This is a genomic window from Paenibacillus sp. Soil766 (assembly GCF_001428105.1).
Classification (GTDB): Bacteria; Bacillota; Bacilli; order Paenibacillales; family NBRC-103111; genus Paenibacillus_E.
The window spans coordinates 30,216-56,788 of record NZ_LMSJ01000031.1 but is presented as its reverse complement, the minus strand read 5'-3'; the positions used below and the strand labels follow the sequence as shown (position 1 = coordinate 56,788).

General features: G+C 47.6%; 20 protein-coding genes. 14 read left to right on the top strand and 6 right to left on the bottom strand.

Going from position 1 to position 26,573, the window contains the following annotated elements:
* The first annotated feature begins 59 nt into the window (after positions 1-59).
* Positions 60-1,547 (top strand): amidase family protein, encoded by a 1,488-nt coding sequence (locus tag ASG89_RS22870; RefSeq protein ID WP_157276772.1) that lies wholly within the window; start codon positions 60-62, stop codon positions 1,545-1,547.
* A gap of 351 nt (positions 1,548-1,898) precedes the next feature.
* Here ASG89_RS22870 and ASG89_RS37850 read toward each other — a convergent pair whose 3' ends face one another.
* From ASG89_RS37850 to ASG89_RS22855, 4 genes are all read right to left on the bottom strand, one after another.
* Positions 1,899-2,024: a DUF6254 family protein gene (locus tag ASG89_RS37850; protein ID WP_235549887.1), complete on the bottom strand. Its 126-nt coding sequence runs from the start codon at positions 2,022-2,024 to the stop codon at positions 1,899-1,901.
* A 145-nt stretch (positions 2,025-2,169) separates the two neighbouring features.
* Positions 2,170-6,699 (bottom strand): glutamate synthase-related protein, encoded by a 4,530-nt coding sequence (locus tag ASG89_RS22865; protein WP_082593521.1) that lies wholly within the window; start codon positions 6,697-6,699, stop codon positions 2,170-2,172.
* 531 nt (positions 6,700-7,230) lie between these two features.
* The gene (locus ASG89_RS22860; RefSeq protein ID WP_057313370.1) at positions 7,231-8,577 is read right to left on the bottom strand and encodes a glutamate-1-semialdehyde 2,1-aminomutase; all 1,347 of its coding nucleotides are present in this window, start codon (positions 8,575-8,577) and stop codon (positions 7,231-7,233) included.
* A 623-nt stretch (positions 8,578-9,200) separates the two neighbouring features.
* Complete coding sequence (locus tag ASG89_RS22855; protein ID WP_057313369.1) at positions 9,201-10,244, bottom strand: LCP family protein; 1,044 nt, start codon at positions 10,242-10,244, stop codon at positions 9,201-9,203.
* A gap of 232 nt (positions 10,245-10,476) precedes the next feature.
* On the opposite strand from ASG89_RS22855, the gene ASG89_RS22850 reads away from it, so the two are divergent.
* From ASG89_RS22850 to ASG89_RS22840, 3 genes are read left to right on the top strand one after another with little or no spacing between them, the layout of a single operon-like run.
* On the top strand, positions 10,477-11,529 hold the full coding sequence (locus ASG89_RS22850) for an ATP-binding cassette domain-containing protein (RefSeq protein ID WP_057313368.1): 1,053 nt from the start codon (positions 10,477-10,479) through the stop codon (positions 11,527-11,529).
* Positions 11,522-12,316 (top strand): ABC transporter permease, encoded by a 795-nt coding sequence (locus ASG89_RS22845; protein ID WP_057313367.1) that lies wholly within the window; start codon positions 11,522-11,524, stop codon positions 12,314-12,316. Before ASG89_RS22850 ends, ASG89_RS22845 begins: the two co-directional genes overlap by 8 nt.
* A 3-nt stretch (positions 12,317-12,319) precedes the next feature.
* Positions 12,320-13,105, top strand: a complete 786-nt coding sequence (locus ASG89_RS22840; protein ID WP_057313366.1) for an ABC transporter permease — start codon at positions 12,320-12,322, stop codon at positions 13,103-13,105.
* Positions 13,106-13,194: 89 nt separating this feature from the next.
* On the opposite strand, the gene ASG89_RS22835 is transcribed toward ASG89_RS22840, so the two are convergent.
* Positions 13,195-14,073, bottom strand: a complete 879-nt coding sequence (locus ASG89_RS22835; RefSeq protein WP_063868094.1) for a YheC/YheD family protein — start codon at positions 14,071-14,073, stop codon at positions 13,195-13,197.
* Between the two features lie 226 nt (positions 14,074-14,299).
* On the opposite strand from ASG89_RS22835, the gene ASG89_RS22830 reads away from it, so the two are divergent.
* From ASG89_RS22830 to bcp, 7 genes are all read left to right on the top strand, one after another.
* A complete protein-coding gene (locus ASG89_RS22830; protein ID WP_157276771.1) occupies positions 14,300-15,466 on the top strand; it encodes an AMP-binding protein in 1,167 nt (388 codons plus the stop codon).
* A gap of 14 nt (positions 15,467-15,480) precedes the next feature.
* Positions 15,481-16,446 (top strand): 2,3-diaminopropionate biosynthesis protein SbnA, encoded by a 966-nt coding sequence (sbnA, locus tag ASG89_RS22825; RefSeq protein ID WP_057313365.1) that lies wholly within the window; start codon positions 15,481-15,483, stop codon positions 16,444-16,446.
* A gap of 16 nt (positions 16,447-16,462) precedes the next feature.
* On the top strand, positions 16,463-17,458 hold the full coding sequence (locus ASG89_RS22820; RefSeq protein ID WP_057313364.1) for a 2,3-diaminopropionate biosynthesis protein SbnB: 996 nt from the start codon (positions 16,463-16,465) through the stop codon (positions 17,456-17,458).
* Positions 17,459-17,568: 110 nt separating this feature from the next.
* Positions 17,569-18,609 (top strand): alpha/beta fold hydrolase, encoded by a 1,041-nt coding sequence (locus ASG89_RS22815; protein ID WP_057313380.1) that lies wholly within the window; start codon positions 17,569-17,571, stop codon positions 18,607-18,609.
* 715 nt (positions 18,610-19,324) lie between these two features.
* Positions 19,325-20,602: a phytoene desaturase family protein gene (locus ASG89_RS22810; RefSeq protein WP_157276770.1), complete on the top strand. Its 1,278-nt coding sequence runs from the start codon at positions 19,325-19,327 to the stop codon at positions 20,600-20,602.
* A gap of 37 nt (positions 20,603-20,639) precedes the next feature.
* Positions 20,640-21,542 (top strand): RNA polymerase sigma-70 factor, encoded by a 903-nt coding sequence (locus tag ASG89_RS22805; RefSeq protein WP_057313362.1) that lies wholly within the window; start codon positions 20,640-20,642, stop codon positions 21,540-21,542.
* 162 nt (positions 21,543-21,704) lie between these two features.
* A complete protein-coding gene (gene bcp / locus ASG89_RS22800) occupies positions 21,705-22,172 on the top strand; it encodes a thioredoxin-dependent thiol peroxidase (RefSeq protein ID WP_057313379.1) in 468 nt (155 codons plus the stop codon).
* Between the two features lie 92 nt (positions 22,173-22,264).
* Here bcp and ASG89_RS22795 read toward each other — a convergent pair whose 3' ends face one another.
* Entirely contained in the window at positions 22,265-22,858 is a 594-nt protein-coding gene (locus ASG89_RS22795) for a TetR/AcrR family transcriptional regulator (protein ID WP_057313361.1), read from the bottom strand.
* Positions 22,859-23,015: 157 nt separating this feature from the next.
* Between ASG89_RS22795 and ASG89_RS22790 the strand changes: the two genes are divergently transcribed.
* From ASG89_RS22790 to ASG89_RS22780, 3 genes are all read left to right on the top strand, one after another.
* Positions 23,016-23,774: an MBL fold metallo-hydrolase gene (locus ASG89_RS22790; protein WP_057313360.1), complete on the top strand. Its 759-nt coding sequence runs from the start codon at positions 23,016-23,018 to the stop codon at positions 23,772-23,774.
* Positions 23,775-24,059: 285 nt separating this feature from the next.
* Positions 24,060-25,523: a polysaccharide deacetylase gene (locus ASG89_RS22785; protein ID WP_057313359.1), complete on the top strand. Its 1,464-nt coding sequence runs from the start codon at positions 24,060-24,062 to the stop codon at positions 25,521-25,523.
* A 64-nt stretch (positions 25,524-25,587) separates the two neighbouring features.
* Positions 25,588-26,565, top strand: coding sequence for an AAA family ATPase (locus tag ASG89_RS22780; RefSeq protein WP_057313358.1), 978 nt, complete (start codon positions 25,588-25,590; stop codon positions 26,563-26,565).
* The last annotated feature ends 8 nt before the right edge of the window (positions 26,566-26,573 follow it).

Below are 26,573 nucleotides of genomic sequence, written 5' to 3'. Positions count from 1 at the left end.
CAGCTTGTGGTAAGTTGGATACAACAAGTAACCCAAGTAGGCAGTAGGGAGTCGATCGAGTGATTAAGCATCTAAAGGATTGGATCATTGAAGCAGACATAGCAAGTATGCAAGCGGCCATGGGGGCAGGTTCAGTAACCTCAGAGGAGCTTGTTCGTGTATACCTAGAGCGAATTGATAAGTATGATACTACATGCAATACGATCTTAGAAATCAATCCCGACGCGATACAAATCGCAAAGGACTTAGATGAAGAACGTAAGGAAACAGGGAGCCGCGGGGACTTACACGGAATACCCATTCTTCTAAAAGATAATATCGATACACACGATAACATGCATACGAGTGCTGGCTCGATTGCGTTAGCTGATTCGTATGCGGCAAAGGACTCATTCGTAGCCGCCAAACTGCGCGCTGCAGGTGCCGTTCTGCTAGGGAAAACGAATATGTCCGAATGGTCGAATTTTATGTCCAGCTCCATGCCCGCAGGGTATAGTTCACGTGGCGGGCAAGTGCTTAACCCTTATGGACCTGGGGAAATGTTCGTTAGCGGTTCTAGCTCAGGTTCGGCGGCGGCAGTGGCAGCCAATTTAGGTGCTGCTTCGATAGGGACAGAGACAGCGGGTTCTATTGTTGGGCCAGCCAGTCAGCATCTTGTAGTGGGGATCAAGCCTACGGTTGGTCTAGTGAGTCGTACGGGGATTATCCCGATATCAGGCTCTCAGGATACCCCTGGGCCGATAGCTAGGACAGTTAAGGATGCTGTTATTTTGTTAGGGGCATTAACGGGCACTGACAGCGAGGATTCGGCTACATTAGCGAGCGGAAAAGTCACTTTACAAGACTACACACCGTTTTTAGATGCGAGTTTCTTACGTCAGGCCAGGATCGGTATTCCGCGGCATTATTATCAACATTTGGACGAAGAAAGACTTGCCATTATGGAAGCGGCTATTGCAACGTTGAGAAATGAAGGCGCAACGATCATAGATCCGGTTATCTTACACGTGGAACAGCAAAACTGGAACAATGATGCGATTACTTATGAATTTAAAAAAGGCTTGAATGCCTATTTATCGCAACTAGCTGAATCCATACCTGTTCATTCTTTGGAAGAGCTGATTGCTTATAACCACAACCACGCAGAGGCAGCCTTGAAATTCGGGCAGGACACACTCGTTCGATCACAAGAAACGACCTTGACGGAGGAAACCTATCTGCAGAAGATACAAGCCTACAAGGAACTGCCTCTCCAGCAAGGAATTGACTATGCACTAGACAAAGACGACTTGGATGCGCTCTTGCTCCCTGGTGATGTGGATGGCCTGTATATCGCGGCGCGATTGGGCTACCCGTTGATTTCGGTTCCAGCCGGATACGTCATACACGGAGTTATTGATGCAGATGGAGACTCGACCAAGGGGCCATTTGGTGTCGTTTTTTCAGGCAGAGCCTTCAGTGAACCTACTTTGATCCAAATCGCCTACGGCTTCGAACAAGCTACCCATCACCGGGTTCCGCCTGATTTAGATAAGAAGATACACTGATTGCCGAGGTATACACTGATGCTTAATGAAAAGAGTTACAGGCATACATATTGCCTACAATTCCTTTCAACACTCCGATGAGTTGCTGCCTTGTAAAGGGACCGTTACAGTGAGCCCCAGATACCATCGCATAGCGGAAGTTTGAGGGAGGGGTTAGTCAGGAAAAGCCGCTGCCATCATCCTTTAGTCGATTCTATCGAGTAACAGCATGGGAGGAAGCGTAGGGAAGATTCCATAGCTCTCGCACATTTACCAACACAAAGAACCCGAAGATCTTATTTCCTTAGAAATAGGTCAACGGGCTCTTTGTGTTGGTCCCTCTAACGTGTGGGAGGAGAGGGGGAATCCGTACTACTTGTTTTCCGCATCGTACTCGCTGGCGAATTCGGCCAGGGCTTTCACCTTACCATGTGGTGGATGTTGAGCTTGTTTACGACCCTTCCATGCAGCTTCTTGGCGGCGTTTTGAGTGGCTCATCGCTAAAAACCTCCTCTGGCAATGCGGATGGTGTTGCACTAATAAAATGCGATACATGACTGTATTTTATGCAACAATTACACGTACTTTCACGAAAAAAACTCCACCAGACCAATGAAGGTCTGATGGAGTTTTGGCAACGATACTATTCTGTAGCAACGGATTGGTCAGCTTGCATGTTGACCGGGGAGATCCGAATGAAGTTAGCTTCTAGATTGCTTAGCAAACCTTCGATTTTTGCCGCGATTTCGGATTGACCAGAGTTCGCAAGCTCAGCGTGGTAAGCTGTGAGCAATTCAGTAAGATCTTTTTTACTTTGAAGGCCGATAGGCTCAAGTTTAACTTTAGCGCCCTTCGCGATACGACGTTCGATCGCTGCTTGATCAAGACCCATTTCTGGCACTAGACGTTGGTAGATAACCCCACCCGTCATACCTGCACAGATCCATGGACCTGGATCACCCATAACAACGGCACGGCCGTTTGTCATGTACTCGAATGCGAAGCCTTTGAGGTTCGCACGAGCGGCTAGACCGCCCAGCTCATCTTGCAGAGGCGTTGTGATCTCGCCGCCGAAGACAACGTCAGCACCGGAGAAACGGATACATGCACGTGTATCTGCACTGCCTTGGATCAAGAACAAACCTTTTTGAGCGCCGTAACCGAACGATTTACCAACGCTACCATTGATGAAGGTATTGTTTTTGCCAAGAGATTTAACGATAGCTACTTTACCACCGAAGGCCATTTTACCAAGACCGTCTTCAGCACCGCCGTTTACGGTAATGTTCACGCCGCGAGCGTTGAATGCTGCAAGTCCGTTACCAGGAACGGAACCGTCAACAAGGTTCAAAGAAACAGCTGGAAGCTCATCGTAGCTGCCGTTGAAACGATCTCTTACGCGATGGCTGGAATAACGAGTTCCGAGAATACGGGACTCTGCATCCACTTTGGACCAGTTGCGAACAACCGGAGCGTCGAAGGAAACGGACTCTGGGAAGAAGTCCAGACCTTCTGTACCAGCTGCAATACGGATATCAGAGGAAACAGCCGCTTCTTCAAGCGCTCTTTCTGCATCGGATATGTCGTGCATTGGAACTAAACGTAGAATGTCGGACAAGTCGATACGATCGTTGTGCGAAATTTGCTCCAGTAGGTCGGATCGGCCAACCAACTCTTGCAAGCTTGAGAAACCAAGGGAAGCAACAACTTCACGAACTTCTTCGCCAATACCGCCGAACAAGCGAACCAGGCTATCTACTGCCGTGTCAAAGACACGCGGTACGAAACGGCGAAGACCTTTTTCTTCGGCTTCTTCCATGGAATCGATTTGTGTTGCGATACCAACGTGACAAGTGTCTAGGTGACAACCGCGACATGTTGTACAACCGATGGATTGCATTGCGATACTACCGAAACCTGCACGGTTTGCGCCGAGCATAACCATTTTAACAACGTCGGAACCGGATTTCAGACCGCCATCGGACCATAGTTCAACGCGGTGACGAAGACCAGCTTCAATCAAAGCAACGTGAGCAAGCTTCGTACCGATCTCTGTAGGAAGACCAACGTGCGTCAAGGAGTGAATACGAGCCGCACCTGTACCGCCGTCGAAACCGGAAAGCGTAATAACGTCAGCACCAGCTTTGGCAACACCAACGGCAATCGTACCGATACCAGGAACAACTGGGATTTTTACGATGATTTTGGCTTTACGTCCGCTGCCTTCTTTAAGCTCGGAAATGATTTGCGCCAAATCCTCGATAGAGTAGATATCGTGGTTGTTGGACGGCGAGATCAAGTCTGAACCAATTGTAGCGTTACGAGCTTCAGCGATTTTCGCTGTAACTTTGGAACCTGGCAAGTGACCGCCTTCACCTGGCTTTGCCCCTTGACCAATTTTGATCTCAAGGAAAGCTACTGCGTTAGCAAGCTCAATGTTAACTCCGAAACGTCCGGAAGCGACTTGCGCTCCGCGCGTTTTTTTGTAACGGCCAAGCATATCTTTAATCTCTCCGCCCTCGCCGTTCATGGTAACCATGTTCAGACGTTCGCCGGCTTCAGCGTAGGCGCGGAAAGCTGTTTCATTTTGTGAACCGAAGGACATCGAAGAAATCAACATCGGCAAGGAATGTCCGCCAATGGAAATATCAACTTGCGACGGATCGAGTGGTTGACGGCCATCGCTGATTGCTTTGAAGCCCGCAATATGACGAATGGAAATCGGGTTCTTCTTCTCTTCTTCACGCAGCTTGTCGCGGTAGTCGCTGTAAGGAGCAGCTCCTGAAGCAGCATCGCCTAACGCTTTCCACATACGTTGGAAGAAACGGAAGTTTTTCGCAGCTTTCGCTTTTGGATTTGTGTAATCCACATAGCGTGCTTCTGCCTCAGCTTCAAGCTGTGCAAAGCCAGTTCCTGCTTTTTCACTGCCCAGGTAGTTCACGATATCCAGCACCTCGGAAACTTCCGGATGGAAACCGATGGAGGAGAAGAAACGTGTATACCCACGAAGCTCATGCGTACCGATCGTTGAAATGACTTTTTCAAGTCCTTTCGTAAGTGCTGCGTATACTTTACGTGCTGCTGCTGCGTTGCCTTCTTTGTCAGAAGCAGTGGAGAACAGCAAGTAAGGTGAGATCACATCTGCACCAAGACCACAAGCTACGGCGATATCATGCAGACTGCGAATAGCAGCTGAACGAAGGATCAGTGTAACTTGACGGCGAAGGTTGTCGCCGAAACCGAGCTTCTCTGCACGAAGTGCGATATCGATTTTGGAAACAGCAAGGTGCGGATCAAGCCACAAGCGGTCGTTTTGGTGAGCTTCTGAATCGTCCAAGACGAGAAGTACAGCGCCATTACGAACAGCTGAAATGGCATCAGCAGCAAGTGCAGCCAAACCATCTTTCAGTGAAGTTCCTCTAGCGAAAGTTGTGGATAGAACTGCTACTTTGTTATCACCTTGTGCACGGAATTGTGCCAATAATTGCTCATAAGATGGCTGTGACAAGTTCTCTTCGCTGCCTACACCGTTCGTTCCTTCAAGAACAAGCGGAGCTAGAAGCTCAAGACGAAGGTTGTTATCTACCTGTGCAAATACCGGAAGACGAGCTCCAGCGATAACACGTGTGGAGAAATGCTCCATTTCACGGTCACGGTCGATTGCAGGGTTCGTTACAACGGCAACACTTTCTTTAATGAAGTCAGGCACGTTCTGGCGTTCCCATGCAAGAGCCGCGTGAGGTGAATCGTGACCTAATGAACGAATTGGCTCAGCGCCTGTTTCGGACATGGATTCGATGTGTGAAATACCGTCGCGGTCCCAACCAAATGCACTATACACTTGATCCGTTGTAACAATATTCTCATTAAGCTCAGCTTCTGTATTCGTTTGAGCAGGGTTCAAATACGAGCGGAGACCGCCAATATTTACACGCTTGCTTACACGCTCATACACGAGGCTTTGAACTTCATGATAAGGAATCACTTGAATGTGTTCGCCTGGTGTCAGAACAACACCGACTTTCTCACCTGGAGCGATTGGCTTCGGATCAGCAACCATTTCGCCTACCGTAATCACACCTTGCTCGGATGAGAAGTACAGGGAAGTGTCACTTTCAACCATCCAAACAGGACGAAGACCCAACGCATCTACGCTGAAAATACACTCGTTACCGTAACGGGAAACGATACCTGCTGGACCTTGTGCAAAGTGGCCCCATACTTGACGGTAGTAAACATATAGATCTTGAAGTTCCGGACGGAACTGTTTCATTTCATTAATAATAGGAGGGAACACCATTTCCATCGCTTCGAAAAGGGACAATCCAAAACGGTGAATGAACGTTTCGATCGTTCTGTTCATGTCTTGGGAGTCAGACCCGCCGCTTACAAGCGGAACGCCAACCATGTCAGCTTCAAGACGAAGTTTCTTCACCGTGTTAATTTCACCGTTATGTCCAAGAAGGGAGAACGGTTGAACGCGGAAGAAGCTGGACAATGTGTTCGTCGAATAACGGTTATGACCGATGGTTACTTGGGACGCAAACAAAGGATCACGCAAGTCGTTAAAATATTTAGGAAGGATGCTTGCTGCACCTAGTACTTTGTAGGCTGATGTCACATTGCTAAGTGTCGCAACATGAACGTTGTAACGATCTTCAATCGCAATATGCAGTTCATATAGGTGATCGGCAACTTGACCTTCGGTCTTATTGCTGATGGCTGCAATTTGCCAGAACGTAGGCTCATCGAGCAAACCATTAGCGCCTAATGAGCCGCTATCAACTAGGTTTTCTTGCTCTAGAATAATGGATACATCATGGGAGGCAAATAGCTCACGAATGCCGTTTTGAATCTCAGTAACAGTCAAATCCAACTTGCGTGGAACGAAGATATGTCCAACAGAAAAACGATTGTCATAAGCAAGTTTGCTGTCCAGACCCGCATCTGTTAACTTCTTTTCCCAAAGAGCACGTGGAATATCTGTTAGAATACCGCAACCATCGCCTTCACCATTGATAAATCCAGAGCGATGTTCCATTTTTACAAGGGCATCAATCGTCTTTTGGATGTTATCACGGGAAGGATGACCATTCTTCTCAATAATACAAATAATACCGCAGCTGTCGTGTTCGGTTCCTAGTAGATCTTGAAAACGTCCTTCATTACGCATAATTTCATTCATTGCACTGGTCAGTCGCCTGACCGTCACCCCCCATACATATTTAAACTCCTCTTGCTTACGCTTCTTGCATTCTGGCACAGATGGATCTGCTAGCTATCTCATTCCTGAAGAAAAACCACAATGTGGGTCAAATCCGAAATATGCATATTCATGTATAAAGATGCAATATAACTGAATATCATACCAAATTACTGGAGATATAACTCATGTAATGCGGCATAAATCGACACGTAGTAAAGTAGGGCACCACACACAAAAATCCGCATAGTATTTGTAAATCATGCCCTAACTTTCTAGGAAAATACTGTGAAAACGAGCGATTTCGCTAAAAGGGTAAAAGTAATCTTAGAATAGCATGAAAAAGTTCATCCGACAATACTTGCGAACGTAAATCAAAAATGTAAGCGTTACCTTTTTTGTATATTGGTGAATAAAACCAAAATTCCTAACACCTCATGTAAGGGTAGAAAGACGAACGAACTATAAACCGATACGGGTCATAGTTCGTTTTTGGGACAATCAGCGGGTTTTCATGACTCTGAAAGTGCGGTCTGCCGCCTCTAGCGTTTGGGCAATATCTTCCTCTGTGTGGGCGATGGTCATGAACCAAGCTTCGTATTTGGAAGGGGCAAGATTAATGCCTTGCTCCAGCATAAGTCGGAAGAAATCAGCAAATTTCTCGCCATCGGTATCTTGCGCTTCCTCATAATTGGTGATCGGATGATCACAAAAGTGAGTAGAGAAGGCGCCGCCGATTCGGTTCAGCGTCAAGGCGATGCCATGGCGGGCGGCGGATTCGGCGATGCCATCAGCAAGTGTTGAGCCAAGCTGCTCAAGCTTGGTATAAATTCCCGGCTGCTGGAGCACCTCCAAGCAGGCGATACCAGCCGAGATGGAGGCGGGGTTCCCCGCCATCGTGCCGGCTTGATAAGCAGGTCCGAGCGGCGCGACCTGCTCCATCACTTCCTTGCGGCCCCCGTAGGCCCCGATCGGCAGCCCGCCGCCGATTACTTTGCCTAGGGCCGTCAGGTCCGGTTCGACGGCGGCGAAGCGCGCCGCCGCCTGTGTGGGACCTCCCGCAAGGATCGGGAGGCCTTCATAGGTCTGTGCCGTTCCGTAGTGGAATCGGAACGCGGTGATGACCTCGTCGTAGATGACGAGGGCGCCGTGTTTGCGAGCAGCTGCGCAGAGCTGCTCGAGGTAGCCGGCATGGGGCATGACCATGCCGAAGTTGCCGACGATGGGCTCGACCATCACGGCGGCAATGTCTTCACCCCAGCGCGCAAGCGCGGCTTCTAGTGCCGGAATGTCGTTGAACGGCACGGTGATGACCTCTTGCGCGATGCTCGCCGGTACGCCAGCGCTGTCCGGCGTGCCCAGCGTGGACGGCCCGGAGCCGGCCGCCACCAGTACGAGATCTGAGTGGCCGTGGTAGCACCCGGCGAACTTAATGATCTTGGTGCGCTTCGTGAACGCGCGCGCCACGCGGATCGTCGTCATCACGGCCTCGGTGCCGGAGTTGACGAAGCGCACTTTGTCGAGCGAGGGAATCGCCGACTTGAGCATCTTGGCGAACTCGATCTCGAGTTCGGTCGGGGTGCCGTACAGCGTGCCGTTCTGTGCGGCGCGGATAATCGCTTCGGTCACGTGCGGATGCGCGTGACCGGTAATGATCGGGCCATAGGCGGCAAGGTAGTCAATGAAGCGATTCCCGTCTACGTCCCAGAAGTGTGCGCCTTGCGCACGCTTCATGAAGACGGGTGCGCCGCCGCCAACGGCTTTGAATGAGCGGGAAGGGGAGTTGACCCCGCCGACGATGTGTTGCAGTGCTTCTTGGTAGAGAATTTCGGATTGCTTGCGTTCCATGACGATATCATTCCTTTATATGTAATAGTGGTTGAATAGCGACCTGCATCCGGCGAAGAGGAACGAGAGGACGCTATTTGTAGTATTTCGGTTGTTTTGGAGTTGGAAAGGGAACGAGGGTGCGCTATTTCAGTGAAATGATGTGAATTCTGCCTAAAACCACGAAATAGCGCACTGACGTTCCGCTTCGTCGGGAATTTGGTTGATTTGGCATGATTAGCAAACTGACGTTCCCTTCGAGGTGGGTGATCCTGACTTTGAGCAATAGACTAACATTGCAACCACCGCGAACGCAGCAACCTTTCGCGCCGATCCGGCCTCGCCCCTCCGCCATCTGCCCCTCTGTAGACTCGCAATCTCTGCCGCTCCAGCCCTCCACAATCTCGTCCTGCCTCTAGAAACCCAGCATCTTCGCGCCAACTAACAATTTACGAATGACAAATTTCCACTTTTGTCATTTGCGTTTTTTTTGAATAGGAATACAACGCCCCGCCTTCCGCTGCCCGCTCCAGCCCGGAGCAGTAAGCTACCTCCATATATACGCCCATACAAAAAATAAGAGTGGATACCCACTCTTATTATCCGTTTCTTTCGCTATGCAAGCTACCATTGTGCGCGTCAGCCTATTTCACGGTCTTCCCAGCAACCTTCGGTGTTGGTGAAGGTGAAGGCTTGGTTGGCCCTGAATCAGCTTCAGCTGTACCTGCAAAAAGGTCTTTCAAATACTTTTGAAGCTTCACTTTATCCGCTGTGATCACAGAAGCGCCGCGGATCGTTTTCTCCATCAGTAATTCTGAAGGGGGAAGCTGCGAAGTGACGATACCGTCAGCTTTGGCTTCATAACCAAGGCTTCCGAGCTTGAGCATGTCCGTTACGCTAAGATTCGTATCAATATACGGATCGATCGCATTCAGAATGCGCGGGAGCTTGATCAGCGATGATGTGGATTGCATTTTAGCCGCAACAGCTGTCAGGAACTTTCTTTGTCTCTCTGTTCGAGAGAAGTCGGACAACGCATCATGGCGGAAGCGCACATATTGTAGAGCTGTTTTGCCGTCCAGGTGCTGCTGTCCCTTTTTCAAGTTAATGTCGTAGACATGATCATCTTCGGAATCGGAATATTTCATATCTTTCTCTACATCAATATCAATTCCGCCTACAGCATCAATAAGCGCGATGAAGCCTTTGAAATCGGTGTACACATAATATTGAACGGGAATGCCAAGCAGATCGCTAACGGTTTTCATGGCCAAATTAGGTCCGCCTGTCGTAATCGCGGTATTAATCCGATCTTCGCCTTCGCCGGGGATTTTCACGTAAGTGTCCCGCAGAATCGAGAACAAATGAGCCTTCTTGGTGATCGGATCGATGGAGGCTAGCATGATACTGTCGGATCTTGGTAACTCATTCTTCACCATGCCACGAGAATCGCCGCCTAAAAGCAGAATATTCACCCGCTGCTTGCTCTCCCATTTGGGTGGTGTGTATTTATCGCCGTCCTTCACGTTGTTTGGAATTGAGGTTATGTTTCCGCTGCCTTTCCCATCCTTCGTGTCTGAGTTATGAGAGATATTGTTAGCGAAGCTGTAGAAGGCGTAAGAATAATAGCCGGCGACCACTAGAAGAAGCATGACGATCAGGAGCATGGTCCGTTTGAAGATTTTCATACTATGTAAGCTCCTCTCCAAGGTGAAATGTAGCGTTAATATAAGGGCAAATACGATGTCTGTTAATCTGTACTTTTTTTTCTTACAGAATTGGGTTATCATGAGCATGTTGTGCGGTTGTATGAAACGTCACTATGATCCATATTATAGATGCTACGAAACTTCGATAGCAAGTTATGACGAATGTTGCCGTAATCTGTAACCGAGACGACGAAGTCAGGGGGGAAGACGCATGTTAGCCATAGATGTTCAAATGCTGCGCAAAGAATTTCAAGTTCAGCAAAGCCGCGGTGGCCTCAAGGGGGCCATGCAAGATTTATTCAAACGTGAGTATAAGCAAATTACAGCTGTGAAAGACATAAGCTTTCAGATTCCAAAAGGCGAAATTTGTGGATATATCGGTGAAAATGGGGCCGGGAAATCGACGACGATCAAAATGTTGACGGGTATTCTCGTCCCAACGTCTGGTCACATCAAAGTGAATGGCTATGTGCCGTTCAAAGAGCGTGAGAAATTCGTGGCTGGGATCGGTGTTGTCTTCGGTCAACGCAGCCAGCTCTGGTGGGACATCGGTGTTGTAGAGTCTTTCCAGCTGTTGAAAAAAGTGTATCGTGTCTCCGAAGCCGATTATAAGAAACGCCTCGATGAGCTCGTGGACCGTCTGCAACTGTCGGATCTTCTATCACGACCGGTCCGTAAGCTTAGCTTAGGTCAGCGGATGCGCTGTGAATTAGCGGCTTCCTTGCTGCACAATCCGGAGATTTTATTTCTGGATGAGCCGACCATCGGCCTTGATATTGTTGTAAAAACAGAGATCCGCGAATTTCTGAAGTCGCTTAATCAGCGATATGAGACGACAATCCTGCTGACAACGCATGATTTGCAGGACATCGAAGCACTATGCTCCCGTGTTATTATGCTAGATGACGGCCGAATTATTTATGATGGCGGTCTGGAAGAGCTGAAAGCCAGATGGGGCAAAGGAAAAGAAGTAGTGCTTCAGTTCGAGCAACCAACAACGTTAGCACGACTTCAAGAGTTGACCCTTGGCTTGGATGTAGCTTGGCAGCTTGAGAACGAGCTATCCGCCAAAGTGTTCATTCCATATGAAAGAGCGAATATCTCGGAGGTGTTAAGCCGCGTCGTTGGCGTCCTGCAAATCCAAGATATCAAGATCAATGAAACGAATACCGACGATATCGTCCGTGAAATCTATAAATCAGGCTCGGCCGAAGTGAAACGTTTGGAGATTGATCAGCCAGAGGGAGTTACAACCCATGCATAGAGCTTATATAGAAGTTATACGCATGCGGTTTCTCATGATGCTCGCTTATCGGGTGAATTATTACAGCGGGATCTTGATTTATGCGCTTAATATAGGCTCGTACTATTTTGTCTACAAAGCGATTTATGGCGACCAAGCTGTCATTGGTGGTCTTACCCTGGGGCAAATGACAACCTATGTGGCGATATCCTGGATGGGACGCGCTTTCTATTTTAATAACCTAGATCGTGAGATTGCAAACGAGATTCGGGATGGAAGTGTCGCGATTCAGTTCATCCGGCCTTACAATTATATTTTTGTGAAAATGATGCAAGGGTTAGGCGAAGGGGTTTTCCGACTATTGCTCTTCACAACACCAGGCATGATCTTGATCTGGCTGCTGCTTCCGATTCAATTCCCAACGGATCCAAGTTTGTGGGTCATCTACTTAGTGATGCTATTCTTCAGCTTTCTAATTAATACGCAGTTGAATATTATTACGGGTTTGTTTGCCTTTTTCCTCGAAAATAATGAAGGCCTTATGCGCATGAAGCGCGTGGCGGTGGACCTTTTTTCAGGGCTCATTATTCCGATTTCCTTTTTCCCAGGATGGTCCAAATCGATTCTTGAGTGGCTGCCCTTTCAGGCGATCACCTATTTACCCAGCGCCGTGTTTACCGGGAAAATAACGGGCAACGCTATACTCCAGAACTTTGGCGTACAAGTACTCTGGTTCCTGCTCCTTATTATTCCGATCTATGTGCTGTGGATAAAATCCAAAACACGTCTATTCGTACAGGGAGGGTAACGCATGTTCTATATCACCCTCATTTTCGATTATTTCAAAAACTACATGAAAACAAGGCTCACCTACCGATCCGATTTTTGGATTGAAGTGCTGTCTGACTTGTTATTCAATGGGTTGAATCTATTCTTCATTCTAGTCGTCTTTCTGCAAACGCAATCGCTTGGCGGCTGGAATCAAGAACAAATTTTGTTCATCTACGGTTATTTTATGATCCCATATGGCATATTTATTTCCTTTTTTAATCTGTGGGGCTTTAGCGAGCGCTACATTGTCAAAGGGGAAATGGATCGTATCCTAACGAGGCCGGCTTATAATCTATGGCAGCTCATGCTCGAGAATCTCGACCCAGCATCGATGTTCAGTGCATTAGCAGGTTTGGTGGTTATGATCTACTCCTGGGTACAGCTAGATTTGCCGTTCCACTGGCATGATCCGTTGATCTTCATTGTCATGGTGGTGGGCTCAATCCTCATTTATGCAGGGGTATACATCTCGCTTACCTCATTAGCCTTCTTCTCTGATGCGCCAACCGGCATCTTGCCGTTGATTTGGAACATTCAGAACTATGGTCGTTATCCAGCGACGATTTATAATAAGCTGCTCAGAAGCATTCTGACATGGATACTGCCTTTTGCCTTCGTTGGCTTTTATCCAGCCGCCTATTTCATTGATCCAGAGAACTGGAAGTGGTTCGCTCTATTAACCCCTGTGGTTGGCATCGCGTTCAGTGCCCTAGGCATCACAGTGTGGAATATTGGCGTGAAGCGTTATCGCGGCGCTGGTTCATAGCTCCAATCAAAAAGCCGTCCTACAACCTTGTAGGACGGCTTTTTTGTGTACAGAATCACCTTTCTAAATAGCTGTAGCGGTGAAAAAAATCATTCATTCTCAGAAGGAGGCTCTGAGAATGGTTCCAAGGAAGGCTCTACACTTGGGAGCGTCTGCTCCATAGAAGCGGTCGCTATCCGCTGCTTAGGCGACTTTTTCGCCTTCGAGCAAGTCAAATCATACTTCCGACCGTTGGCTCTGCCGAATCGGACGATTTTGCGGATGATGGTTTGGTCCGCCAGCTTGGTAAAAGGACATGGATCAGGTCGTGTGTTGACCTCGAGAATCCATGGCTTCAGGCGATGATCGACGGCGATATCGATGCCGAGCTCATTCATGGAGGGGTAGGTGCGGCTTATTTGACCTGCGGTTATATAGGCTATTTTCTCCATGTTTAACATAAGAATAGACGTTGCATCAACACCGAATTGGGGTTCTAAGAGGTCATATGGACTGTAAATTGTGCCGCCTTGACTGCCATTAGTGACAGCCTTTTGAGGATGAGCGACTCTAGCTGCAGTGCCCGTGCATTCCCATTTCCCCGAAGGGTTTCGCTGAATCATGACACGGAAGTCGTAGGGATTGCCTTCGTGCGTTAGCACGTGAATACCCTTCTGAATGAGATAGCGCTTAGTGCCGCAGCGGTATCGAAGGGACTGATACATTTTCTCAAATGTTGGAAAACGGTAGATGTTCACACCGCTCTGATAGCGATAGGCTCCTCCTCGTTTCTCAACGCGTATAACGCCTATCCCGAGGGAGCCAATGTCAGGCTTTACATAGAGCATACCGTGCTGGGCGAGCATGGCAGATAATCGACTACGACCAAAAGGGTGCGTAGTAGGCACATACTGCCTCAGCTTTACATGCTTGAGCATGATGCGTGTTTTAATCCATTTGCTTGAAACGGCCTTTAGTGAACTTGTCATGGTGACGATCCTCTCTACCGAGTGTAGCGTTTCATTATTTCGATATGATATGAGCGACACGGGGGGCGGGTGAACAGGGAAATCATTTAGACAAGTAGGAAAAAAGAACGATAGCCGGGAAGGGCGCATAGAATATGTAATCAAGTGGATTTGGGCTGCAGGTTGAGTTAGTAGAGCTGAGAGGAGGAGCCGCACGTCTATGCACTTAAAGGAAGTTATACAAAAGATGAAGCGGCAATTTCCCTGGTTGCTGCCAGGACACGAGCAGGAAGAGTTCGCTGCACTACCGCTAGTGTCAGCTGGCATGTTGGAATCGTATTACTATACGGATACCAATCCATGTCTACAGGATAAGGATATGAATCGGTATCAAACTTCAGGTACGAGCTCGAAGCGGCGTAAGTCGATTTTTTATTCGCAATCTGATGAGGAAGCTTATCTACGAGTCAAACTGGACGTATTCCGCAGTATTCTGAAAGGTACTCGATATCGAACTGCGATGGCAGACATGGGTACAGGGCATGCTGAGGCGACGGCCGTCGAGGTATTTCGGGAACTCGGTATGGAGGTGGAGTCTGTCTCCTTCCGTCTTCCAATCGAGGAGCATATTGAACGGCTGCAAAGCTTTCGACCCGAGGTGCTGTATACGATGCCGTCCATTTTGGATCGGATTATGCAAGCGTCGGAGGCTCCAGGAAGCTATGGCATCCAGCATGTCATTCTCGTGGGGGAGATTGCTTCGCCAGGCTGGAGACAACGTACGGCCGAAAGACTCGGGATAGCCGAAACGCAGGTCACTGATACGTATGGCTCCATCGAGATCGGAACGATTGCTTACTTTTCACACGATTATGGCAGGTATTTGTTTGCAGAGGGCATCATCGCAGAAGGTGTGAGAGCGGAGCTGCTAGATGCCGATATGGAGCCTCTGCCTGATGAGTTAGAGCAAGTGTTGGTCCTCACCTCGACGGTAAGGGATTCGTTCCCGGCGCTGCGGTACGTTACCTACGATGTTGTACGTGATTTGAGAGCTATTGATGTCGATGGTGTTCCTACGCAGAGCTTTCAGAGTATTGTGAAACGCATTGGCCCCGACCTGAAGCACGGTGAGAAAATTAGTATCTATGATATCGAGGATGTCGTCTATCGTCATCTGCGGGAAGCCAGCGTTCGTGTACAGGTGAGTGGTAATGCATTGACTGTTTATGTCTACAGTGTGCTGGCAACTCCAGCTGTTCTGAACAACATTCGTGCGGATATAGAAAGTCGAATTCCAGCTATCGGCATGATGATTCAGGCGAAGCTTTTGGATGGTATCCAAGTTATCGGGGGCACCTATGAGGATTCACAGAACCGCACCTCCGTGAAAAATAAAAAGATTTTTTACACGTAAAGGAGGGGAAGCGAATGGAGCTTGAAGGAGGAATTGTCCGTGCGATCGGGCATACACCGCTTATTCAGCTGTCACGTTTGTTTAAGGATCAACCTTTTGAAGTTTATGGCAAAATGGAGTGGATGAACCCCGGCGGCAGCGCGAAGGATCGGCCAGCCCTGTTCATGCTGCGGGAGGCGATCCGCCGTGGTGAGGTGACGAGCGAGAGTGTCATCGTGGAGTCTAGTTCCGGCAACTTGGCGATCAGTCTCGCTCAGCTTTGCCGATATTTAGGGCTTCGCTTCATCTGCGTTGTCGATCCTCGCACGACGCAGCAGCATTTGCAAATCATCCGCAGCTTCCATGGGGAGATCGATCTCGTTTCCGTGCCAGATGAGGCGACGGGGGAGTTTCTGCCAGCTCGCATACGGCGAGTGGCGGAGTTAGTGAGTCAAATCCCCAATGCCTACTGGACGAACCAGTATGGAAGTCCAGACAATGCGCTAGCTCATAGCGAGACAACAATGAGAGAAATTGGCGAGCAGTTAGGTGCAGTCGACTATTTATTTTGCGGTGTCAGTTCATGTGGAACGATTCGAGGGTGCATGGAGTACATCCGCAGTCGCGGTTGGTCGACACAGATCGTGGCGGTGGATGCCGAAGGCAGTGTTATTTTTGGCGGGGAAAAAGGTTCAAGGAAGTTCCCTGGACTAGGCGCAGGTATCACACCTGGCTTGCATCGGCATGATGTTGCGGATCGGGTCGTGTACGTATCCGATAGGGACTGTGTGGAAGGCTGTCGCGCATTAGTTCGTGAAGAAGCCATTCTCGCGGGCGCTTCCTCCGGGGGCGTTATATCAGCGATACGCAGAATGAGTGAATCCATTCCACCTGGCGCAATTTGCGCAGCTATTTTACCGGACCGTGGTGAACGGTATTTGAATACTGTGTATAACGATGAATGGGTTGGACGAGAAATAGGGTATACACCGAGTAACTAGCATGGGAGACTAGCGAATGTTGTATTTACAGGATGACCATATCCGAGAGATCGGAATCGATTGGAAGAAGCTAACCACCATTATTAAAGATGTCGTTGCCATACAAGATAGCGGGGATTGTGCTCACCCCTTGAAGCCATACTTACGTTTTCGCGATCCGAAAAACCGGATTATTGCGATGCCTGCTTATGTAGGAGGTAACATCAATATTTCGGGCATTAAATGGATTGCGAGCTTTCCAGACAATCGCCTCAAGGGACTTCCCCGGGCTCATAATACGCTGATTCTGAATAAACCTTCGTCAGGTGAGCCGCTGGCATTTATCCACAGCGGACTGTTAAATGGTCTTCGAACTGCAGCGGTGAGCGGTGTGATGTTGAGTCAATTTGTGAAGGTGAGGCAGCCTGAGTGTTTGCGCATTCACTTAATTGGATGGGGACCCATAGGGCGGCTGCATCTAGATATGTGTGTTGCTTTATTTGGCGAATGGATTGAAGAAGTTCGGATTTATGATCTGAATGGTGTCGAATTTGAAACGATTCCAGGGGCTATTCAGAACAGGACGCAGGTCATTAATGATTGGCGCGCTGGCTACCGAGAGGCCAATGTGATTATGACATGCACAGTGTCGGCGGAGAGGTACATTGATGAGGCCCCGCCCGCAGGCTCACTTCTTCTCAACGTATCCCTTCGAGATTACAAACCGGAAAGCGTTGCTGGCGTGAAAGTGATCATTGTGGATGATTGGCGCGAAGTATGCCGTGAGCAGACGGATATCGAGCAGCTGCACCTGCTTTATAACCTGCAAGAATCAGGTGTGCACACCTTGGCGGATGTTGTGCTTCGTGACCAGTTAGCTCGTGTGGAAGCGCAGGAACCCGTTTTTTTCAATCCAATGGGCTTAGGCATCTTCGATATTGCCATTGCAGGCTACTATTGGCGGGAAGCCTTGCGGCTGCAAAAGGGAGTTGAGCTAGAGGGCAGTCGGTTGACGCCGCCTATCACTAGCTAATAATAGAATTATTAAAATAGTCCAAATCTTGTAAACAAGATGCGGGCTATTTTATACTGTATTTGTCCATGTACACATGGGAAGAAGCGATGATGGAGGAGCCTCATTTGATAAGAAAAGGCTTTAAAATAGTGAAAATCCTGATCGTAAGTGTTGTATTGCTTATTGCAGTCGGTTTGGTTTTTCCAACGTGGACACCTCGAATTAAAGGGAATAACAGTATCAGTTTATTGGAACAAGTTCAAATTAATGGCACGAAGCAAGAAGTAATGATTAGGGGAGTGGACCTCCACAATCCAATCGTGATTTTTGTGCATGGCGGTCCAGGTTGTTCCGAAATTCCTTATGTTAGGAAATATCAGGACTTGCTTGAAGCCAATTTTACAATTGTACACTATGATCAAAGAGGCAGTGGGAAATCGTATCATTTTTACGAGGATTACTCAAATTTGTCAACAGATTTGCTAGTAGACGATTTGCTGGCCTTGACAGATTATGTTGAAGAAGTATTCGGACAACCGAAAGTGTTGCTGATCGGTCATTCTTTTGGTACTTATATTGGAATGAAAGCTGTGGCAAAAGCTCCTGACAAATTTGTTGCTTATATGGGTATAGGGCAGGTTGCGGATCATAGGATAAGCGAATTGGACAGTTTGAATTACTCCGTAGAACAAGCAAGATTAGTCAGTAATCAGAAAGATGTGGAACGATTAGAGCATCTTCGCAGTGCGATAGAGCGAGGGGAAATGCTTACTCCTAGAGACATGGTTCGAAAATATGGAGGGGCAGCAAGATTAATTAATGATAACAGAGATTATTACACAGGATTTCTCCTTCATCGTGAGTATAATTTGCTAGATGTCATCCGCTATGTAAAAGGAGTTTCTTTATCTCAGAAAATCCTTTTAGAGGAAGAGTCGAAGAATACTATGACAAGTGTCGTAAGTAAAGTGAACATCCCCGTTTATTTCATAATGGGACAATATGATTATATGACATCCATAAATGCAGCAAGGCAATACTTTGATAGGCTAGAAGCACCTAAAAAGGATTTTGTTATTTTTGAAAATTCAGCACATTATCCACAGTTTGAGGAAAAAGAGTTATTTGCTAAATGGTTGAATGAAATTTGGAGTCGACTGTCCGGATAAGCACTAAGCAGCCTACAAATGTACGGATGAACTCTTATGGTAAGTATAAATATATGCGAGGTCGTCTCCCTCCAGAGGCGGCCCCTATTGGCATTTATACACATCTATCCACAAAGTTACCCACAAGTCCACAGGGCCTAAAGTCCCTGTTGTGCATAACTTAGAGTGTGCGTATTAACATATCCACATATTGAGTTATCCACAGAAAACTGCCTGTGGATTATAAAATTATTCGTGTGCTGCACGCAACCACAACCGCAACCGCAACCCCACCTACGCTCAGTCTGAGCTGCTACTTTATCTAACTAACTGGATTTTCTACATCTATTCGAACCGTATTTCGCGTTTCTGAGGAGTTAGCTGGATTACCTACAGTTAATTTTCAGCTTTTGTCCCGTTTCTTCAAATTTGCATGAAATTAACTGGAGTTTTTACAGCTATAGTGGGAAAACCGTCGAATCTGCAAGAATTAACTGTATGTTAAGCAGCTAAACACGTGGACATGCTACTTTAACCACCTCAACCCGTATCCGCCAACAGAGCAAGCCACCGCAGACACCCCCAATCCCTCATCTCTCACCTTACCTCACCTCACCTGAACCACATCAAACCTTTGCCTGAGCCCCGCATCCACATAATTCTTTTCTTCGCTTGTCACAAAACACATCCCTGTTTCGCCTTATGAGATATAAAGCGAAACTGGAGGATGATGAACATGACAAAATACGATACAGCCGTCATTGGCGGAGGCTTAGCTGGATTCATTGCTGCACTTGAGGTAGCCAAAGGTGGCAGAAGCGTTGTTCTGCTGGAACGTTCAGGACGAATGGGCGGCAGAGCGATGACAAATAACAAAAATGGTGTGCTTTTCAACCTAGGCGGACATGCGCTATATCGAGCTGGAGCTGCTTATCGCATTCTAAAAGAGCTCGGTATACGCATTGAAGGTGGGGCACCGCCATCCAAAGTTAATGCGATGTGGCACAATGAGCTTGTACCGATGCCATCAACCCCGCTCAGCATGCTCACATCAAAACTGCTCTCCTGGTCAGGGAAGTTTGGACTTCTGCGCCTCATCATACGGTTAACCAAAATGGATGCAAGCAAAGTAGGAAAAGCATCACTGAGGGAGTGGGCCGAACAAGAAATTGCCGATCCGATGGTTCGTCATATCTTTTACTCCTTATGCCGAACGGCAACCTACGCACATGATCATGATTTCCAGCTTGCAGCTCCCGTGCTCGCACAGGTACAGAGGGCGCTGAAAGGCGTGCTCTACCTCCACGGAGGCTGGCAAACGATCATCGATCAGCTGTTGGAGCAAGCCATTGGAGCGGGAGTTCACATCCTCAGCGGTTCTGACGTGAAAGAAATCCTGCATGCGAATGGCCAAATTCAGGGCCTTAAACTGTCAAACGATCAAACGCTTGAAGTTGAGCATGTCATCAGCACGGCATCCCCATCGGAAACGTATAAGCTGGTTCCTGGTGCGGAGTATACGATCTTGAAGCAGTGGAAAGAGGCGGCGCGCCCCTCCAAAGCAGCGTGTCTTGACCTTGGCTTGAAGAAGCTTCCCGTTCGTGGTCGGGATTTTGCAATTGCACTGGATCAGCCGATTTATTTCTCCCATCATACAGTGAATGCGAAGTTAAGCGAGGATGGCAGCTTAGTTGTGCATGTGATGAAATATAATGGACCTGGAGAGAACAATCCCAAAGCAGATGAGGAGATCTTGACAGCCACCATGAATACCCTGCATCCAGGCTGGGAACAAGAAGTGGTGGCGAGGCAGTACCTGCCTAACATAACCGTGGCTCACGATACACTCCATAGGGGGAAAAGCAACCCTTTTACAGGTCCAGCCGTTGCAGGCATTCGAGGACTCTATGTAGCGGGTGACTGGGCAAGCCATGGCGAAATGCTCGCCGATGCCTCGGCGGCAAGTGCGAGACGCGCGGCGCAAGCTATTTTAAAATTGCCTCAGTTCGTTTAAAATTGTCCTATAACAGTAGATCGGGAGGTGTGGAAAGATGGAGATCACAGGAGCAGAGGCTTCCGAGCAGATCTATCTGAGCTATAGGCCGTTAATGTTTTCGCTGGCGTATCGCATGCTGGGAAGTGTGATGGATGCGGAAGATATCGTGCAGGAGGCCTTTCTGTACGCCAATGAGACGAATCTGAATCATGTACACAATCCCAAGGCTTATCTGTGCAAAATCGTGACCAACCGCTGCATCGATAGCTTGCGCTCCGCTAGTAAAAAACGTGAGGTTTACGTCGGGCCGTGGCTGCCGGAGCCGCTGATGACGACAAGTGCAGATCATCAGATCTCGCCGGATCTCGCTTATGCGCACAAAGAATCGCTATCCACTGCATACCTGTTGCTCCTGCAGCAACTGTCCTGGGTGGAGCGGGCTGTATTCTTGCTTCGCGAGGTCCTACAGTATGAATACGATGAAATCGCCGAGATTGTGGGCAAAAGCAGCACGAATTGCCGTCAAATTTTCCGCCGAGCCAAGAATGCGATAAACCTCCCGCGGGAGCGGGCTAATGAAACGAAACAAACCACAGCGATCGTGGAACAATTCGTACACGCATTAGTGTCGGGGAATATCTCGCAACTGTTATCCATCGTGAAATCCGATGCTATTCTATACTCCGATGGCGGAGGTAAGGTGAACGCGGCGACCAACCCGATCTTGGGGGCAGAACGAATTGCCAAGTTCTTATCTGGCGTTTTGGCCAAATTACCAGAGGATTATCGCTTTATCTTAACGACGGTGAACGAGCAATTAGGGATTGTTGCGTATGTGAATAATCAGCCTAATAATGTGATGACTTTTCAATTAGAGGAGGGGCAGATCAAAGCTTTCTATCTCGTCGTGAATCCTGCTAAATTGCAGCACATTGAAACATGGCAAACGGAAGCCTGAGGTCCTAACCTCTTATCATAGAAAGCTGCTTAGGAGTCATTGTGATTCGTAGCAGCTTTTTTCGTTTGATGTCATCCCGGGAATATCGCATAATGGATGAAGTTAAGAATTGCATCGCAAGACGAGAAAGAGGAGAGAGCCGTATTGAAAAAAGTAAGTGAAATGGCGGCGGTAACGAAGCGTAAGGCACCTGCCTTTTCGCTGCCTGCCTCGAGCGGAGAGAAAGTTTCTTTAGCTGATTATAAAGGGCGCAAAGTCGTCATTTATTTTTACCCGCAAGACAATACACCAACCTGTACCCAGCAATCCTGCGACTTTCGAGATTATAACGGGAAGTTTGCCGAGTTAGGTGTAGAAGTGATCGGCATCAGCCCGGATGAGCTGAAATCGCATGACAAATTTATTGCCAAGTACGAGCTGCCTTTTCTCCTGCTTTCAGATACGAATCATAAGATAGCTGAGAAGTATGGGGTATGGGCGTTGAAAAAGCTCTATGGCCGCGAGTACATGGGCATTATTCGTTCGACGTTTCTTATCAATGAAAAAGGATACATTGTGAAGGAATGGAGTAAGGTGAAAATTAAAAATCACGTGCAGTCCGTATTGGATGCAGTGATAGAAATGGCGTAGACTCATTTTAGAAAGCACACGGAATGACTTTTCTAAAGTTCAAAAAAAGCCGCGGTTTATTGCGGCTTTTAATGTCATACTGTTTTGGACTTCTAGATTGCCAAATCGCTATGGATATACACCTTTACTTGGTTCGTGCAATACCTGATATATTTATTGTCATTATGCAATTTACTCAACATAACCCCGCCTTCGATTAGTGCGATTACCACACTGATCACAGCTTCCACATCGATATCGCTTCGAAACTGCCCCAGTTTTATGCCTTCCCTGAGGATATCCCCAAGACCCGTCATCAGCTCAAGCATTGCAAGTTGGGCTCTTTGTTTTAACAGAGGATGACCATCATCGTTTTCAACAGCGGTATTTAATAGGGGGCATCCGCCTTCCCATATATTTTGTTCAACTACATCGATATAAACATCACAGATTGCCAGTATTTTTTCTGCTGGTGTGGACCGCTCAGACATAGCCTCAGTCAACAGATTTTTTAACTGTGCAAACATATAGTCAAATGCGGCCAGCGCAATCTCGTCTTTGTTTTCGAAATGATTATAGATGCCACCCTTGCGAACATTGCAGCGCTCGATAATCTCTGACAGCGATGTACCTGTAAACCCCTTCGTATTAAATAAGCCAGCGGACTGGCGAATAATATGTTCTTTCGTGACCTGCCCTTTACCCATAGTTATCCCTCATTTCGAAAAGTACCGATTGGTCTTAAATTATCATACTCTCCTGTTGTATTCAAATAATAGGAGGAAAAATTTGCTTGATTCGTACAACGAACTATGCTAATTTTAAAACAGACCGGTCGGTATTAAAATAAAAAGGGTGATTTCAATGGCTATGTCGCTTCAACATATACGAAATGCTACATCGGTTTTAACCATGAACGGTAAAAAAATACTGATCGATCCTATGTTAAGTGATGTAGGCGAACTCCCGCCGGTACCATTCACACGTACACTTCGCCGAAATCCGTTAACGCCTCTCCCTGTTCCGCTTCATTTTTTTGAACACATGGACGCAATCCTTCTGACGCATCGCCATTTTGACCATATGGACAAGAAGGCCCTAGCCGTACTGGATAAGAGTATGCCAGTCTTCTGTCAACCCGAAGATCAAGCCTTCTTACATGCAGCGGGATTTATTCATGTACATGCGATTCAGGAATCGTATGAATGGTACGGCATTCATATGAAACGTGTAAAAGGACAGCATGCTCCAGGCTTCGCCGCCAAACTGCTCGGTCCTGTATCTGGATATATCGTAAGCACACCATCGGATGGTTCCATTTATATCGTTGGCGACTGTATTTACACGCCAGCAATTGAAGATGCCTTCCGTGAACACCAACCGGATGTCGCGATCTTGAATACACCACGCGCACAGATGTTGTTAGGGACAATTATCACGATGACTGCCCAAGATATCGTTTGTATTGCCCATTTGTCTCCAAACACGAAACTCATTGCTGTGCATATGGATGCAATCAGTCATTGTACATTCAAACGCCACCATCTCCGTTCTTTCCTGAAGGAGCAAGGCCTGGAGCAAGTTGCTGTTGTGCCTGATGACGGGGAGATTATTGTCTTCTAGCGCGTTTCATAGAAATCTGGCCCTAGTTTGCTTGCTAAGTATATTATTTCTCGATACTAGTTAGTAGAGAGAGTGGAGCGGACGCTGGTAGTCGAACCTTGTTTCGCACGGCTGGACAGAAGATGCGTCAGGCGGTTTTCAAGAAGCCTACCATCACCATATATGCATTGGAAATGATGCTTCTCCTCACGGAGAGGGATCGTTTTTTTTGTGTCATACTCCCGCACCTTCGTCCATATAATCTATCAGATATCAAAATGATAGAACATGCGGAGGGATCATCGGATGCGCTCACAGGTACAAGCCCCAAACAACGGACGATTACGATTTCAAATCATGATGGTTGTTGTTTTACTAGTTTCACTTTTGGTTGGTAGGATGCCAGCCCAAGCCGCGGACAATGAAGGGGATCCAGCCGTGCAAGAGGCGTTTGGGCAGCTTCAAGCAGGGAAGCGACTGAAGAGTGAGCGGAATTACGTAACACCGGAGCAACCTACTGTGTATCTGACGTTTGATGATGGTCCTAGCAAGTTGACGAATCAGGTGCTGGATATTTTAGATAAAGAAGATGTTAAAGCAACGTTCTTTGTACTGGGTGAACAAGCGAAAGCGCATCCAGCTGAACTCAAGAGAATCGTAAACGACGGTCATGCCATCGGCAATCATACTTATAATCATGTGTATAAAGAGCTTTATGGTGATTTTCAAACCTTTTGGAACCAAATCCAGCGCAGCGAGGACGTTATTTCAAATATCGTGGGGATACGACCTCAACTCGTGCGTGCGCCTGGCGGTACGGCTACGAATTTCGATGCGAACTACTATTACCTCATGGAACAAGCCGGTTATATCGTACATGACTGGAATGTCGACAGTGGAGACTCTAAGAGAGCGAACGTGCCGGTAAATGAAATTTGGCAGACGGTGAAAGCTTCCCCCCTTGATCACGAGATTAATATTTTGTTTCATGATGGAACGGGGCACGAATCTTCCGTCCAAGTATTACCTCAAGTGATTAGCTATTACAAAAAGCTAGGATACGCGTTCGCTACGTTGACGGAACAAGTGAAACCCAAACAATTCACGATCACGAAGCCGAAATGGTCGCGGAACATGAGTTTGAAACATTTTCAAGAGCTGGTAGAACAGACGCAGCAATATGCGGTCGCTCACCCTAGTTCAACTGAGCTTGCCAAGAAGGAGGAAAAGCTCCTCGCTCAGAAGCTAGAGGCAGAAGCTGAAGAGAAAGCTAAAGCTAAGAAGGAAGAAGAAGCCGAGGCTGCACGCCTTCTCGCCAAGCAAGCTGCTTTACCCCTGCAGGTTCATGTACTCGGAGGTAATACGTTTACCATAGAACCTTCCATTTATAAGCTGCATGCGAATCAAATAGAATTGCCTCTGCGCTATCTAATCGAGAAGATGGGTGGGAAAGTGGAGTGGCAAGCAGATACGAAAACAGCCAATGCCCACTATGGCATTTATGATATGGACTATGATCTCGTGAATAGAAGCATTAGTTTGTACACATTAGGTAGGCAAACAGCCACTTATTCGTTGGCGGATATGAACCTGCAGGATGATCAAATTATCGTACCCCTGCGCAAAACGATCGTATCCCTTGGCGGACGTATTACGAATGCTGTGATCGATCCCGACTACCGTGAGGTTTCTATGGCGCTGCGTCCTCTCCACTTTTTCAAAGAAAATAATAGTATTCTCAAAAACTCTCTATTTGCAATGGGAGGATAATGTCTAAAAGAGTAGAGAGCTGGAAAAACTAGAAGCATACCCTTATAAAGGAGGCTTCTTGTCTATGGCATCGAAAACCCGAATATTCGATCAACCGCAGCCTCTTGTGGAACGGATGATCATGAACGTAGAGAAAGTGATAGTTGGTAAAAGAGAAACGATAGAGAAAGCTTTTATCGCGATGTTGAGCGGCGGGCATCTACTGTTAGAGGACGTTCCTGGTGTAGGCAAAACGATGCTAGCACGCGCGTTAGCGAAAACGATCGGATGCGAGTTTAAGAGAATTCAATGTACGCCAGATTTGCTTCCTTCCGATGTGACCGGTGTTTCTGTTTTTAATGTAAAAAGCAATGAGTTTGAGTTTCGTCCAGGGCCATTAATGACGTCCGTGGTACTTGCGGATGAATGTAATCGGACTTCTCCGAAGACGCAGTCTGCTTTCCTTGAAGCGATGGAAGAAAAACGAGTGACCATTGATGGCACTAGTTATGAGTTGCCGAAGCCATTCGTTGTCATCGCTACACAAAATCCGATGGATTATGAAGGCACCTATGCGCTGCCAGAAGCGCAGATGGATCGGTTTATGATGAAGCTGTCGCTTGGATATCCGACACATGATCAAGAGATTCTGATGTTGGATCGACTACAGGATCGCCACCCGTTGGAAAGCTTGAAGCCAGTTATTGTGCAGGATGAGTTTGTGCAATTACAGAAAGAAGCGGCCATGATCCATGTGGATAACACGTTGAAAGATTTTATCGTTCGCTTAGCCTTAGCTACGCGGGATCATGCTGATTTTTACATCGGGGCAAGTCCGAGGGCGTCTTATGCCTTGATGCGTGCTGCACAAACGGCGGCTTATGTGAAAGGGAGAACCTTTGTTATTCCGGATGATATTAAAGATTTGATTCTACCTGTGTGGACGCACCGGCTTATTCTCACCTCGGATGCACGCATGATGGGCCGTTCGGCAGAATTTATTCTTCAGGGCTTACTAGATGGCATGCAAACACCAGTTCTTCGTTACGTCACAGTGAAGTAGGGGCCATG